General features: G+C 71.4%; 12 protein-coding genes. 11 read left to right on the top strand and 1 reads right to left on the bottom strand.

Annotated features, from left to right (window positions below; translation table 11 throughout):
• Positions 1 to 631 precede the first annotated feature (631 nt).
• Both ABEA87_RS21020 and ABEA87_RS21025 read left to right on the top strand, forming a co-directional pair.
• Positions 632 to 2,017 (top strand): sensor histidine kinase, encoded by a 1,386-nt coding sequence (locus ABEA87_RS21020; protein WP_345631941.1) that lies wholly within the window; start codon positions 632 to 634, stop codon positions 2,015 to 2,017.
• Positions 2,014 to 2,772 carry a LytR/AlgR family response regulator transcription factor gene (locus ABEA87_RS21025; protein WP_345631942.1) on the top strand — a complete coding sequence of 253 codons (759 nt, stop codon included), beginning with the start codon at positions 2,014 to 2,016 and terminating at the stop codon, positions 2,770 to 2,772. The genes ABEA87_RS21020 and ABEA87_RS21025 overlap by 4 nt, the downstream gene beginning before the upstream one ends.
• 10 nt (positions 2,773 to 2,782) lie before the next feature.
• Here the strand turns inward: ABEA87_RS21025 and ABEA87_RS21030 are convergent, their stop codons facing one another.
• Positions 2,783 to 3,352: a Uma2 family endonuclease gene (locus ABEA87_RS21030; RefSeq protein WP_345631944.1), complete on the bottom strand. Its 570-nt coding sequence runs from the start codon at positions 3,350 to 3,352 to the stop codon at positions 2,783 to 2,785.
• A gap of 195 nt (positions 3,353 to 3,547) precedes the next feature.
• Here ABEA87_RS21030 and ABEA87_RS21035 point away from each other — a divergent pair, with 195 nt between their 5' ends.
• The 9 genes from ABEA87_RS21035 (at position 3,548) to ABEA87_RS21075 (ending at position 13,177) form a co-directional block, all read left to right on the top strand.
• Positions 3,548 to 3,919, top strand: coding sequence for a DUF485 domain-containing protein (locus ABEA87_RS21035; protein ID WP_345631946.1), 372 nt, complete (start codon positions 3,548 to 3,550; stop codon positions 3,917 to 3,919).
• A complete protein-coding gene (locus tag ABEA87_RS21040; RefSeq protein ID WP_345632145.1) occupies positions 3,916 to 5,562 on the top strand; it encodes a sodium/solute symporter in 1,647 nt (548 codons plus the stop codon). Before ABEA87_RS21035 ends, ABEA87_RS21040 begins: the two co-directional genes overlap by 4 nt.
• A gap of 122 nt (positions 5,563 to 5,684) precedes the next feature.
• On the top strand, positions 5,685 to 6,446 hold the full coding sequence (locus ABEA87_RS21045; protein WP_345631948.1) for an ABC transporter ATP-binding protein: 762 nt from the start codon (positions 5,685 to 5,687) through the stop codon (positions 6,444 to 6,446).
• A complete protein-coding gene (locus ABEA87_RS21050; protein WP_345631950.1) occupies positions 6,437 to 8,059 on the top strand; it encodes an ABC transporter permease in 1,623 nt (540 codons plus the stop codon). The genes ABEA87_RS21045 and ABEA87_RS21050 overlap by 10 nt, the downstream gene beginning before the upstream one ends.
• Positions 8,059 to 8,562 carry a flavin reductase family protein gene (locus ABEA87_RS21055; RefSeq protein ID WP_345631952.1) on the top strand — a complete coding sequence of 168 codons (504 nt, stop codon included), beginning with the start codon at positions 8,059 to 8,061 and terminating at the stop codon, positions 8,560 to 8,562. The genes ABEA87_RS21050 and ABEA87_RS21055 overlap by 1 nt, the downstream gene beginning before the upstream one ends.
• Positions 8,563 to 8,712: 150 nt before the next feature.
• Positions 8,713 to 9,078: a DUF485 domain-containing protein gene (locus ABEA87_RS21060; RefSeq protein WP_345631954.1), complete on the top strand. Its 366-nt coding sequence runs from the start codon at positions 8,713 to 8,715 to the stop codon at positions 9,076 to 9,078.
• Positions 9,075 to 10,808, top strand: coding sequence for a solute symporter family protein (locus tag ABEA87_RS21065; RefSeq protein ID WP_345631956.1), 1,734 nt, complete (start codon positions 9,075 to 9,077; stop codon positions 10,806 to 10,808). Before ABEA87_RS21060 ends, ABEA87_RS21065 begins: the two co-directional genes overlap by 4 nt.
• A gap of 118 nt (positions 10,809 to 10,926) precedes the next feature.
• A complete protein-coding gene (locus tag ABEA87_RS21070) occupies positions 10,927 to 11,904 on the top strand; it encodes an NAD-dependent epimerase/dehydratase family protein (protein ID WP_345631958.1) in 978 nt (325 codons plus the stop codon).
• 67 nt (positions 11,905 to 11,971) lie between these two features.
• Positions 11,972 to 13,177 carry an LCP family glycopolymer transferase gene (locus tag ABEA87_RS21075; protein ID WP_434062849.1) on the top strand — a complete coding sequence of 402 codons (1,206 nt, stop codon included), beginning with the start codon at positions 11,972 to 11,974 and terminating at the stop codon, positions 13,175 to 13,177.
• The last annotated feature ends 150 nt before the right edge of the window (positions 13,178 to 13,327 follow it).

Raw genomic sequence — 13,327 nt, forward strand, 5'->3', positions numbered from 1 at the left:
TCGTGGTCCGCCGGATCGTGGCGGGCCGAATTTTGGTCCGCCGGATCGTGGTCCGCCGGATCGTGGTCCGCCGGATCGTGGTCCGCCGGATCGTGGTCCGCCGGCTCCGGGCTTGGTCGGTCTGGGCTCGGCCTGTCCTGCCCCGGAGGTTCGGTGCCTGGCCGATCTTGCCCCGCCTGCTCGGGGCCCGGCCGGTCCGAGCTTGGCCCGCCGGGGGCCGGCCGGGGTTGCCCTGTCTGTTCGGGGCCCGGGCGATCAGCGTTCGTCGGGTCGTGCCACTCGCTGGGCGGGATCGTCTCGGTCGGGCCGTCCGAGTCCCAATCGGGTCGTTTGTCCGAGTCCGCCGGGGTATTCGAGCCGCCGCGAGGCGGGCTGCCGCCGCCCGCGCCGTCCTTCGCGTCACCGCCACGTCCGGAGCGGTCATTGGGCCCGTCACCGTCTGGCTCGGGCGGTTTGCGAATCTCGGCGTGCCGGGCGCGCCGGGCCGCCTCCCAGGCCTCACGGGCGTCCGCCCCGCGGTCCCGCTCTCCGCGTGGCTTGCGCCCGCTGTGCCCGTCCACTCGCCTAATTGCAACAAACCGTCAGGTCCCTGTCTGGACATCCGGCCACCTGACCGAAAGGATTGTCCGCCGTGAGGGCGAACCTCTCGGCCGCGCTCGCCGTGCTCGCGCTGCTCGCCGCGCTCGGCGCGACGGTCTACGGGGTCGCCCGGCTGCGCGCCCGGCGCGGGATCGCCACGGCCACCCAGCGGGCCACCTACGACGTCCTGCACACCGTGGGGCTGGCCGCCGAGCCGCTGCGGGCCGGGCTCTCCCCGCCCAGCGCCGGAAAGGCTGTCCGGCACCTGCGCGCCCTGATCGGCGCCGCCGGCCTCGCGATCACCGACCCGAGCCGGGTCCTGGCCTTCGACGGCATCGGTGAGCATCACCGGGACCAGGTGCTCGCGGCGGCGGCGAGGGCGGCCAGCTCGGGCCGTCCGGCGGTCCTGGCCGGCCGCGATCTGCCCTGCGACCTGCTGGACTGTCCGATCCGGGGGGCGGTGGTGGTGCCGCTGCGGGGCGGTGCGCTCGTCGCGCTCGCCGATGGGCCGCCCGCGCCCGGCTTCGTGCAGGCCACCCGGGAGACCGGCCGGTGGGTCGCCGCTCAGTTGGCCCTGGCCGAGTTGGAGACCTCCCGGGCGCGGCTGGCCCGCGCCGAGGTACGCGCGCTGCGGGCGCAGATCAGCCCGCACTTCATCTACAACGCGCTGACCGCTATCGCATCGTTCGTCCGCACCGATCCGGAGCGCGCCCGCGAACTGATCCTCGAGTTCGCCGAGTTCACCCGGTACAGCTTCCGCGCGCACGGGGAGTTCACCACGCTCGCCGAGGAGCTGAGGTCGATCGACCGGTACCTGACGATCGAGCGGGCCCGCTTCGGCGAACGGCTGCAGGTGCGGCTGCAGATCGCGCCGGAGGTGCTGCCCGTGGGGCTGCCGTTCCTGTGCCTGCAGCCGCTGGTGGAAAACGCGGTCCGGCATGGGCTGTCGGCGAAGCCGGGAATGGGTACGGTCAGCATCGTCGCCCGTGACGCGGGCACGGAGTGCCACATCACGGTTGAGGATGACGGGGTGGGGATGGAGCCTTCGGTGCTGACCGGGGACGGCGGGCGGGCTCTCGCCGGGGCCGCCGGTTCCGTCGCCTTCGGTTCCGAGGCGGTCGCCGGTTCCGGGGTCGCCGCCGGTGCCGAGGCGGCCGCCGGTTCTGAGATCGCGACCGGTTCTGAGATCGCGACCGGTTCCGGGGCGGCGGCTGTCTCCGGGGCCGCGGCTGTCTCCGGGGCCGCGGCTGGCTCCGGTGGCGGCGACGAGTCGGCGGACGCCGGGCAGCATGTTGGCCTGTCCAATGTGGACGACCGGCTACGGGCCGCGTTTGGCGACCAGTTCGGGCTGGTGGTGGAGACGGCGCCCGGCGCGGGAACCAAGGTGAGCATGCGGGTGCCGAAGTTCCACCCGGGCGTACGGGCGGGACGGTCATGAGCGGGCTGCGCGTGCTGGCCGTCGACGACGAGCCCCCGGCCCTGGACGAACTGGCCTACCTGCTGCGCGCGGACTCACGGGTATCCACAGTGCACACCGCGCCGGACGCGACCGAGGCGCTACGGGTGCTGCGCGACGTCGAGGTGGACGCGGTGTTCCTGGACATCAGGATGCCGGGGCTGGACGGGATGGAGCTGGCCCGGGTGCTCGGCAGGTTTGCCAAGCCGCCGGCCGTCGTGTTCGTCACGGCGTACGACGACCGGGCGGTGGAGGCGTTCGAGCTGGCCGTCGCCGACTACATCCGCAAGCCGGTGCAGACCGAGCGGCTGGCCGAGTCGCTGCGCCGGGTGGCGGGGGCGCGCCTGGTGCCGGCGCATCCGGCCGTCGCCGGACGTCGTGAGCGATCCGACGATCCGACGATCCCGGTCGAGCTGGCCGGCGTCACCAAGTTGCTGCCCCGCTCGTCCGTGCGGTGGGTGGAGGCGCAGGGCGACTACGCCCGACTGCACACGGTGGAGGGCTCGCACCTGGTCCGGGTATCGCTGGCCACGCTCGCGGAGCGATGGGCGGACGCGGGGTTCGTCCGGATCCACCGCTCCTACCTGGTGCAGCTGCGGCTGATCTCGGAGCTGCGCCTGATCGGCGGGGCCTACGTGGTCGCGATCGACGATCAGGAGCTGCCGGTGGCCCGCCGTCACACCCGCGAGCTCAAGGACCGCCTGGTGCGCGCCGCCAAGCAGAGCTGGAACCGCTGACCCGGCCGCGTCACAGCACCTCGGCGGGGTCGAGGTCGATGGGGAACGGCTCCTCGACCCTCAGCCGCTCGCCGGGCTTGACGACCGCCGACTCCTCATAGTGCCGGCCGGACTCGTCCAGTCTCAGCACGGTGATCGCCGGTCGCTCCTGGTCGACGATCCAGTACTGCGGGATGCGCGCCGCCGCGTAGTCGTACCGCTTCATCACCAGGTCGCGCCCGGAGCTGCCGGAGGAGAGCACCTCGACGACGAGCCGCACGTCGGTCGGCTCGATGGCCTGGGCCCGCCGATCGAGGGCCGTGCGCCGGAAGACGATGAGGTCGGGAAGGTAGAGGGTGCCCGGGCGCACGCCGAGGCCGAACCCGACGCCGGAGACGTAGAGGTTCGTGGGTGAGGCGTGGTGCAGGATCCCGGCGAGCTCGGTCACGGTGCGGCAGTGGAACGTGTCGGGGGGTGGACTCACCAGCAGACTCCCGTCCAGGAGCTCGTAACGATTGCCGTCGTCGGGCAGGCTCGCGAGGTCATCGAGCGTCCACGGCGCGCCCCACTCATGGCGCACGAGCGGATTGGTCATCGTCATGGCGCCTATCTTGGCGGCGTCGACAGGCTCGTGGTCGGTTATCCACAGGCCGAGTTGACTATCCACAGGGTCAATTTCGAGCTTGACGGTCGGCGGCCGGACCGCTGGCGAGTGCGCCGAGCGGGCGGGGCGGTGGTCGGGGGCGTGCCGGCAGGGGCGTTGCGTCCGCGCCGGGATGGGGACACACTGCGGTCCATGCCCGCCGAGCCGCCCAAGCGAGTCCGCGTCGTGCTGGCCGACGCCGCCCCGCCGCGGGGCGGTGACCACACCCGGACCGAGCTGGAGGAGCAGACAGGCATCGGGGAGGCCCTGGTCAAGGGCCTGGTCCGCACCCAGCTGTCGCTGGCGCTGCGGTGCGCGGCGGTGGTCGCGGTCGGCCTGGGCAGCCTGCCCCTGCTGTTCACGGTCGCGCCGTCGGTCGCCGGTACCCGACCGTTCGGCGTGGTGCTGCCGTGGTTGCTGCTCGGCGTCGCCGCGTACCCGTTCCTGTTCGGGGTCGGCTGGGCGTATACGCATCTCGTCGAGCGCAACGAGCGCGACTTCACCGACCTGGTGGAGAAGCACTGAACGGGTACGCCATCCCGGCCATCGTCGTGGTCACGGTCGCGACGGTGATCATTGGCGCGTACGGCCTGCGGATGGCCCGGACCACCTCGGACTTCCTGGTCGCGTCCAGGGAGGTGAGCCCGGCCTGGAACGCCGCCGCGATCAGCGGGGAGTACCTGTCGGCGGCCAGCTTCCTCGGCGTCGCCGGCCTCGTGCTCAAGCAGGGCGTGGACGTGCTCTGGTACCCGGTGGGGTTCGCCGCCGGGTACCTCGCCCTGCTGCTGTTCGTGTCGGCTCCGTTGCGCCGGTCGCGGGCGTTCACCTTGCCGGACTTCTGCGAACTGCGCCTGGGCTCGGCCCGGCTGCGGAAGCTCGCCACCCTGTTCGTGATCCTGATCGGCTGGCTGTACCTGGTGCCGCAGTTGCAGGGCGCCGGGCTGACCCTGCGGACGGTCACCGGCGGCCCGTACCCGGTCGGGGTCCTGCTGGTCGGGTTGGTGGTGATCGCCAACGTGGCGCTGGGCGGGATGCGGTCGATCACCTTCGTGCAGGCGTTCCAGTACTGGCTCAAGCTGACCGCGCTGGCCGTACCGATCATCTTCCTGGTGCTGCACTGGCAGGCCGACGGCCGCCCCCAGCTGGCCCCGCCGGCCGGCCAGACCTTCGCGCACGCGACCACCGTCGAGTTTGACCACTCCGCGACCCTGGTGCGGCCGGACGGGTCCACAGTGGACGTGCCGGCGCACACCTCGATGGCCTTTCCGGCCGGAGCGCCGATCCCGCAGGTACGCGGCGCCGACGTGAGCACGGGCGCGGACTGGCTGCTGCCCGGCGCGACCGAGCACGGCGGCCGCCGCGACCGTGGGCTGTTCAACGCGTACTCGCTGATCCTGGCCACGTTCCTGGGCACCATGGGGCTGCCGCACGTGCTGGTCAGGTTCTATACCAACCGGGACGGTGCGGCGGCCCGGCGCACCACCCTGGTGGTGCTCGGTCTGGTCGGGCTGTTCTACCTGCTGCCGACCCTGTACGGGGTGCTCGGCCGGGTGTATACGCCACGCCTGCTGATGACCGGCGACACCGACGCGGTGGTGCTGGTGCTGCCCGGGGCGGCGCTGCCGGGGCTGACCGGGCAGCTGCTCGGTGCGCTGGTCGCGGCCGGGGCGTTCGCGGCGTTCCTGTCCACCTCGTCCGGGCTGCTTACCAGCGTGGCCGGGGTGCTGTCCACGGACCTGCTCGGCCGCGGCTCGGTCCGGGACTTCCGGGTCTACGCCGTCCTGGCCGGCCTGGTTCCGGTCGCGCTGGCACTGCGGGCGGACGGGCTGGACGTGTCCCAGGTGGTCGGGCTGGCCTTCGCGGTCGCCGCGTCGAGCTTCTGCCCCCTGCTGGTGCTGGGCATCTGGTGGCGGGGGCTGACGTCGGTCGGCGCGGCGGCCGGCGTCACGGTGGGCGGCGGGGCGGCGCTCGCGGCGGTGATCACCACCGTCGCCGGGCCGCGGCTGTCGGGCTGGCCGGCGGTGCTGGTCGGTCAGCCGGCGGCGTGGAGCGTCCCGCTGGCGTTCCTGGTGATGGTCTCGGTGTCGCTGCTGACCCGGCGAAGGGTGCCGGTGGACGTCGGGTTGACCATGCTGCGGCTGCACGCGCCCGACCCGCTCCGCCTGTGATCCCCGTCCGGACTGTGATCCCCATCCGGACGGCGCGGCCGGAGCGGAGCCTCGCGCTCAGGTAGCACCTGCTTGTCGCGGGCAGAACCCCATGAGCCGTGGAAGCCGGTAGCGTCAATGTCGTGCTCGACGGTACCCAGCCGGCCCTCGCGCTGCGAGGGCTGGTCAAGAGGTTCGACGCCAAGCTGGCCGTTGCCGGAGTCGACCTCGATGTACCCACCGGCTCCTTTTACGGGCTGCTCGGCCCGAACGGTGCCGGCAAGACCACCTGCCTGTCGATGGCCGTCGGGCTGCTGCGCCCCAGCCAGGGCAGGGCCCACGTGCTCGGGCACGACGTGTGGACCGATCCGGTGGAGGCCAAGCGGCGCCTGGGCGTGCTGCCCGACTCGGTCCGGATGTTCGACCGGCTCTCCGGGCCGGAGCTGCTGGCGTACCAGGGACTGCTGCGCGGCATGCCGCCGGCGCAGATCGATGCGCGGTCTCGGGAGCTGCTGGACGTGCTGGGGCTGGCCGACGCCGGCCGGACCCTGGTCGTCGACTATTCGGCCGGGATGAAAAAGAAGATCGGCCTGGCCTGTGCCCTGCTGCACGCCCCCCGCCTGCTGGTACTCGACGAGCCGTTCGAGTCCGTCGATCCGGTGGCGGGCAGCCTCATCCGGGACATCCTGCACCGGTACGTCGAGGGCGGCGGCACCGTGATCTTCTCCAGCCACGTCATGGAGGTGGTGGAGAAGATCTGCAGCCACGTGGCGATCCTCGCCGACGGCCGGATCAAGGCGGTCGGCACGCTCAACGAGGTGCGCGCCGGGCGCGATCTGGAGGACGTGTTCGTCCAGGTGGTCGGCGGGCGGGTGGCCACCGGTGAGGAGCTGACATGGCTGTGATCCCGAGCCGGCCGGTCTCGATCACCGTCTTCGTCCGGCTGAAGCTGCGCATGCTGGGCCACGGGCTGCGCGGCGAGCGCCGGCGGGTGATCGCCTTCGCGATCAGCCTGGGGGTCGGGCTCTGGCTGGCGGTCACCGGCTTTGTGCTGTTCGGCGTCAGCGGGGCGGTGCGCCACGACATCGGGTACCTGATGGCCGCGTTCGGCGGGGCGGCCCTGGTACTCGGCTGGCTGCTGCTGCCGCTGCTGTTCTTCGGCGTGGACGAGACCCTGGACCCGGCCCGGTTCGCCCTGCTCCCGCTGCCCCGGCGCACCCTGGCGGCCGGGATGCTGGCCGGCGCCATGGTCGGCGTGCCCGGGCTGGCCACAGCGCTGGCGATGCTCGGCCTGGCGGTCGCCGGCGGGCTGCGCGCCGGCCCGGCGGGTGCCGGCGTCGCACTGCTCGGCGGCGGGCTGAACCTGCTGCTGTGCATCGTGCTCAGCCGCGCCGTGACCAGCGGGTTCGCCGCGATGCTGAGGTCTCGCCGGGTACGCGACCTGGCCGGCGTGGTGATCGCCCTGCTGGCCGCCTCGATGGGCCCGTTGCAACTGGTGATCTCCTCGATGGTCGGGCACGCCAGCCTGGCTCCCGTGCTGCGGGTCGCCCGGGTGCTCGGCTGGACCCCGCTGGCCGCCGGCTTCGTGGCGCCGTACGACCTGGCGGACGGGAGGCCGCTGGCGGTGCCGGTACGGCTGGGCATCGTCGCCGTCACGGTCGCGCTGCTGGCCTGGTGGTGGGCGGTGACTCTGGAGTCCGCCATGCTGGGCGCGGCCGGCGCGCCGGCCGGCAGCCGGCCGGTGCGCGGCGGCGTGGTGCGCGCGCTGCTGCCCGCCGTGCTGCGGCCGGTCCGGGCCGGTCAGTTCGCCGCAATCGCGGCCCGGGAGCTGCGCTACTGGTCGCGGGATCCCCGCCGGCGCTCCAGTCTCATTTCGATCATCGTGGGCGGAGCCGTGGTACCGGTGGCCCTGCGGCTGACCCCGGGGCACTCGCCGGGCGTACCGCTGCCGCTGGCGGTGGCCTTCACCTCGGTGGCGGGCGCGGCGATCCTGGCCAACCAGTTCGGCTTCGACGGCACCGCGTACGCCGCGCACCTGCTGGCCGCCGTGCCGGGCCGGGTCGAGCTGCGCGGGCGCGCCGCCGCGCTGTCGGTCATCATGGTGCCGGTACTGCTGGTGATCGTGGTGGCGGTCGCGGTCTTCGGCGACGAGGACGGGCAGCTGGTACCGACCCTGGGCACCGCCGCCGCCATGTACGGCGCCTCGATCGCGGTCGCGTCGGTGCTGTCGGTGCTGATCGCCTACCCGGTACCCGACACCCGTAACGCCTTCGCCTCGGCCGGCGGCTCGGCCAGCGCCAAGGGGCTGCTGGCGTTCGTCGGCATGGTGGTGGCCGTGGTGAGCGCCTCGCCGGTGCTGGCCGCCGCCCTGGTCCTGCCGGGTGCGCTGGCCTGGGTGGTGCTGGCGGCCGGGCTGGCCTGGGGGCTGGGCCTGGTGCTGGTCACCACCCGGCTGGTCGGCGACGAGCTGGACCGGCGCGGCCCCGAACTGCTCGCCGCGGTTACCCTTCGGGTCTGATGACTATCCACTCGACCGACCCGTTCGCCTCGCCCGAGCAGGACCGTTCGCCGGTACGCCGGCTGCGCGGCCGGCTGCCGTCACCGGTGACGCTGTGGACCGCACCCGGCCCGGCCGGGCTGACCGTGTCCTCCGCCCTGATCGCCGACGGCGACCCCGGCCGGGTGCTGGGCCTGATCGACGACGAGTCGCAGCTGTGGACCGCGATCGAGCGGGAGGGGCGGTTCACGGTGGCCCCGCTGCGCGACTCCGACCGGCAGCTGGCGGACCGGTTCGCCGGCCTCATGCCGGCGCCGGGCGGGGTGTTCCGGTCGGAGCGGTCGCGGGACACGGATTACGGGCCGGTGATCGAGGGGCTGGACACCTGGGCCGGCTGCCGGCTGACCGGCAGCCGCCCGTACGGCTGGGGACTGTTGATCGAGGGCGTCATCGAGCACGTCGAGATCGGTCCCGAACCCGACCCGCTGGCGCACTACCGCGGGCGGTACCACCTGCTGCGCTGAGCGGCGACCGCCAGCGCCCGGCGGCGGTGCGGCACCACCCACCAGCGCCCGGCGGCGCCGGAGCCTCATTCGGCGCATGGCCGAGCCCGTTGGGCGCAGCCGGCCGACCGGTACCGTCGGTAACCGCGCGGTAGCCCATACGGTGCCGCCATGGCTACCGAGACCCCGGCCCCACCGGCCTCGCCGGACGAAGGTCGACACCGCTCCGTCCAGGATTCCGCCGAGTTCCGCGCGCTACGCAGGGCATTCCGCAGCTTCGTCTTCCCGACCACCGTCGCGTTCCTGGTCTGGTACGCGCTGTACGTGGTGCTGTCCGCCTACGCCCGAGGCTTCATGGGCACCAAGGTCGTCGGGCACATCAACGTCGCCCTGGTGTTCGGGCTGCTCCAATTCGCGTCGACGTTCCTGATCGCGTGGGGGTACGCCCGGTACGCGGGGCGCCGGCTCGATCCGGACGCCGCGCGGCTGCGCGAGGCGATCGAGGAGCGCGCCGATCTGGAAGGGGGACGGCAGTGAGCAGCACCGCCCGCACCCTGACCATCGTCCTGTTCCTGGTGCTGGTCCTGGTGACCCTGGGGATCACCATCTGGGCCAACCGGCACACCCGCGACGCCACGGACTTCTACGCCGGCGGCCGGTCATTCAGCGGATTCTCCAACGGCATGGCGATCGGCGGCGACTACATGTCGGCGGCCAGCTTCCTGGGCATAGCCGGGATCATCGCGCTGTCCGGCTACGACGGCTTCCTCTACTCGATCGGTTTCCTGGTCGCCTGGCTGGTCGCCCTGCTGCTGGTCGCGGAGCTGATGCGCAACTCCGGCCGGTACACGATGGCCGACGTGCTGGCGTTCCGGATGCGGCAGACCCCGGTGCGGACCGCCGCCTCGGTGTCCACCATCGTGGTGTCGATTTTCTACCTCCTGGCCCAGATGGTCGGCGCCGGCTCGCTGGTGGCGCTGCTGCTGGGCATCAAGGAGGGGCAGACCTTCATGGGTATGACCCCGACGACCGCGAAAACCCTGACCATCGTGCTCATCGGCATATTGATGATTGCGTACGTGGTGATCGGCGGCATGAAGGGCACCACCTACGTACAGATCGTCAAGGCCTTCATGCTGATGCTGGGCGCGATCCTGATGGCGCTGCTGGTGGCCGTCGCGTACAAGTTCAACCTGTCCTCGCTGCTCGGCGACGCTGCCGCGAAGTCGGGCAAGGGGGCGGAGTTCCTGCAACCGGGGCTCAAGTACGGCAAGGACATCGCGGGCAACTCCGGTGCGACGCTGGTCAGCAAGCTGGACCTGCTGTCGCTGGGCGCCGCGCTGGTGCTCGGTACCGCCGGCCTGCCGCACGTGCTGATCCGCTTCTACGCGGTACCCAACGCCAAGGCGGCCCGGCGCAGCGTCCTCTGGGCGATCGGCCTGATCGGGGCCTTCTACCTGCTGACCCTCGCGCTCGGCTTCGGCGCCGCGGCATTGGTTGGCAGCAAGGCGATCGCCGCCCAGGACCCGGCCGGCAACACGGCCGCGCCACAGTTGGCCCAGGTGCTGGGCGAGCGGTACCTCGGCGGTTCCACCGGCGGAGCCGTGCTGCTGGCGGTCATCGCCGCGGTCGCGTTCGCCACCATCCTGGCGGTGGTCGCCGGGCTCACCCTGGCCTCGTCGTCGAGCGTGGCGCACGACCTGTACGCCAACGTGATCCGGCGCGGCCGGACCAACGAACGCGACGAGGTCAACGTGGCCCGGTACGCCGCCTTCGGGGTGGGCGCGGTAGCCATCGTGCTGGCCATCTTCGCCCGCGGGCTCAACGTCGCGTTCCTGGTCGCGGTCGCGTTCGCCATCGCGGCCTCGGCGAACCTGCCGGCGATCCTGTTCTCGTTGTTCTGGAAGAGGTTCAACACTCGGGGCGCGGTCTGGGGCATCTACGGCGGTCTGGCCTCCGCCGTGCTGGTGGTGCTGCTCTCCCCGATCTGCTGGGGCGGCGCGAGCGACAACCTGCCGGCGGTCAAGCTGACCGCGGCGCAGGCGGCGGACTGCGGGGTGGCGGCGAGTTCGACCCGGGTCAACAACGCGACCGCGTTGTTCAGCTGCACCGCCACCGCGCCGATCCCGTTCAGTAATCCGGGCCTGATTTCGATCCCGATCGGCTTCTTGGCGGCCTATGTCGGTGCGCGCACGTCGCGCGAGCGGGACCCCCAGCGGTACGCCGAACTGGAGGTCCGTTCCCTCACCGGAGCCGGCGCGGTATAGCGCGACCGGTCTGGGTCGCGGCGCCAGCCGAGCCGAGCCAGACTGGTCGGAGCTGCCGACCGTCCCTCCGACAGGAGTCGGGAGGGCCGGTCGGCAGCCGATCAACTACCCTGACGGTATGGCGGTAGTGCAGCGGTATGGCGATGGTCAACGGGTATTGATCACTGGTGGCGCCGGCTTCGTCGGCTCTCATCTCGTCGACGCGCTGATCGCGCGGGGGGCCGAGGTGGTGGCGTTGGACAACTTCGTCACCGGTGCCAAGGAAAATGTCGCGCATCTGGCGGACAACCCCCGCTTCACCCTTGTCGAGGCCGACATCACCGAAGGGCTGCCGGATCACGAGCCGGCCCTGGCACGGCGTTTCGACGGGATCATGCATTTCGCCTCGCCGGCCAGCCCCACCGACTTCGAGCAGTTGCCCGTCGAAATCCTCCGGGTCGGCTCGGTGGCCACCATGCTGCTGCTGGAGCGGGCACAGGCCGACGGGGCGCGGTTCATCATGGCGTCGACCTCTGAGGCGTACGGCGACCCGCTCGTGCACCCGCAGCCGGAGACGTACTGGGGCAACGTCAACCCCAACGGCATCCGCAGCGTGTACGACGAGTCCAAGCGGTTCTCCGAGGCCGCGGCCATGGCCTACCACCGCTCGCGCGGGGTCGACGTGGGCATCGTCCGGATCTTCAACACCTACGGGCCGCGGATGCGCCCCGACGACGGTCGGGCCATCCCGACCTTCGTCCGGCAGGCGCTCGCCGGCGAGCCGATCACGGTGGCCGGCACCGGCGACCAGACCCGGTCGATCTGCTTCGTCGACGACCTGGTGCGCGGCATCCTGACGCTGCTCGACTCGACCGAGACCGGCCCGATCAACGTGGGCACCGAGGACGAGATGTCCATGCGGGAGCTCGCTGAGACGATCATCAAGCTGGCGGGGTCGACGTCGGCTGTTACGTACATCACCCGCAGCGCGGACGACCCGGAGAAGCGCCGCCCCGACCTCACGCTCGCCCGCACCCGGCTGGGATATCAGCCCAGAGTGGGTAGCGAGGAGGGCCTGCGCAAGACCATCGATTACTTTGCCAACAGGGGCCGTTAGTCCTATTTGTGCCATCGTCCGCCGTGGCTGCATGGGGGACTAGCAGGGCCTACGTACCCTGGGTTGCATGACGACACCCTCCGGTCGAGCGCATGTGCCCAGTTCGCAGGCAGGCGCCAGCGGTCGGGCCGGCGTGCCCACCACGCGCGGCACCACGATGGTGCCGCCGACCAGGCGCCGAGCCGATGAAGTCGGCAACGGGCCCCCTGGCGGTGGTGGTCGCGGCGGCAACGGCGGCGGGCGCGGTCCGGGCGGCCCGTCCGGGCCGGGCGGCGGCGGCCGGCAGTACCGGGGCCGCCGGCGGCCGCACTGGGGTCGCATAGCGCTGGTGATCGGCGCCGCCGTGGCGCTGGTCGCCGTCCTCTCCGGGTTTGGCATCTTCCTGTACTCCCGCCACCTGGACTCCCAGATCGCTCGGACCGACCCGTTCAGCCAGATCACCGGTGGTCGGCCGCCGGTGGTGGCCAAGGGCGCGATGAACATCCTGCTGCTGGGCAGCGACTCCCGTGATCCGGACGAGAAGGCGGACGCCGGTTCGCGTACGGACACGATCATCGTGATGCACATCCAGGCGGACCATAAGCACGCGTACCTCATCTCGATCCCACGCGACACGTACGTCAACGTCCCCGGCCACGGCGACAACAAGATCAATTCGGCGTTCGCCTTCGGCGGGCTGCCGCTGGTCATCGAGACGGTCGAGGGATTCACCGGCGTGCACATCGATCACCTGGCGTTGATCGACTTCGGCGGCTTCCAGCAGGTGACCGACGCGCTGGGCGGCGTGGATATGTACATCGACAAGACGATCACGTCGATTCACCCGCCGTACCGCACCTTCCAGAAGGGCACTCAGCACCTGAACGGTGCGCAAGCGTTGGATTATGTTCGGCAGCGGTACCAGTTCCCAGACGGCGACATCACCCGGGAAAAGCACCAGCAGGAGTTCCTGAAGGACATCCTCGACAAGGCGGCGAGCACCGGCACGCTGACCAATCCCAGCAAGCTGAACAGTTTCCTGTCGGCGCTCACCAAATCGATGACGGTGGACAAGGATTTCTCCGTCGCCGATATGGCCTGGCAATTCCGCAATCTGCGCTCCAGTGACCTAACGTTCATGACCAGCCCATACAGCGGCTTCGGTGAGCGGGACGGTCAAAGCGTGGTGCTCTCGGACCATGACAAGGCCTCGGCCTTGTACGACGCCGTGGCGAAGGACGACATGGCCGCGTACCTCGCCGGCGCCTCGGCATCACCGACCCCTGGCGAGTAGTTGTTCGTTAACCATCCGTAGTAATTGGTGAAAGGTGCGCCGTGCTTATGGCCCGGTGCACCTTTCACGATGGCTTGCGGCAAACTCGGGCTCGCATCTGCTCCGACCCATACGTACAGTGCATGTTGTTCTCGAATGTTTCTCGCGACA

It is taken from the genome of Rugosimonospora acidiphila (assembly GCF_039543385.1).
GTDB lineage: Bacteria > Actinomycetota > Actinomycetes > Mycobacteriales > Micromonosporaceae > Rugosimonospora > Rugosimonospora acidiphila.

Bases quoted from the DNA above. Each gene is read 5' to 3' on its own strand.
- ABEA87_RS21025 (WP_345631942.1), top strand. From the start codon at position 2,014: ATGAGCGGGCTGCGCGTGCTGGCCGTCGACGACGAGCCCCCGGCCCTG.
- ABEA87_RS21030 (WP_345631944.1), bottom strand. From the start codon at position 3,352: ATGACGATGACCAATCCGCTCGTGCGCCATGAGTGGGGCGCGCCGTGG.
- ABEA87_RS21035 (WP_345631946.1), top strand. From the start codon at position 3,548: ATGCCCGCCGAGCCGCCCAAGCGAGTCCGCGTCGTGCTGGCCGACGCC.
- ABEA87_RS21050 (WP_345631950.1), top strand. From the start codon at position 6,437: ATGGCTGTGATCCCGAGCCGGCCGGTCTCGATCACCGTCTTCGTCCGG.
- ABEA87_RS21055 (WP_345631952.1), top strand. From the start codon at position 8,059: ATGACTATCCACTCGACCGACCCGTTCGCCTCGCCCGAGCAGGACCGT.
- ABEA87_RS21060 (WP_345631954.1), top strand. From the start codon at position 8,713: ATGGCTACCGAGACCCCGGCCCCACCGGCCTCGCCGGACGAAGGTCGA.
- ABEA87_RS21070 (WP_345631958.1), top strand. From the start codon at position 10,927: ATGGCGGTAGTGCAGCGGTATGGCGATGGTCAACGGGTATTGATCACT.
- ABEA87_RS21075 (WP_434062849.1), top strand. From the start codon at position 11,972: ATGACGACACCCTCCGGTCGAGCGCATGTGCCCAGTTCGCAGGCAGGC.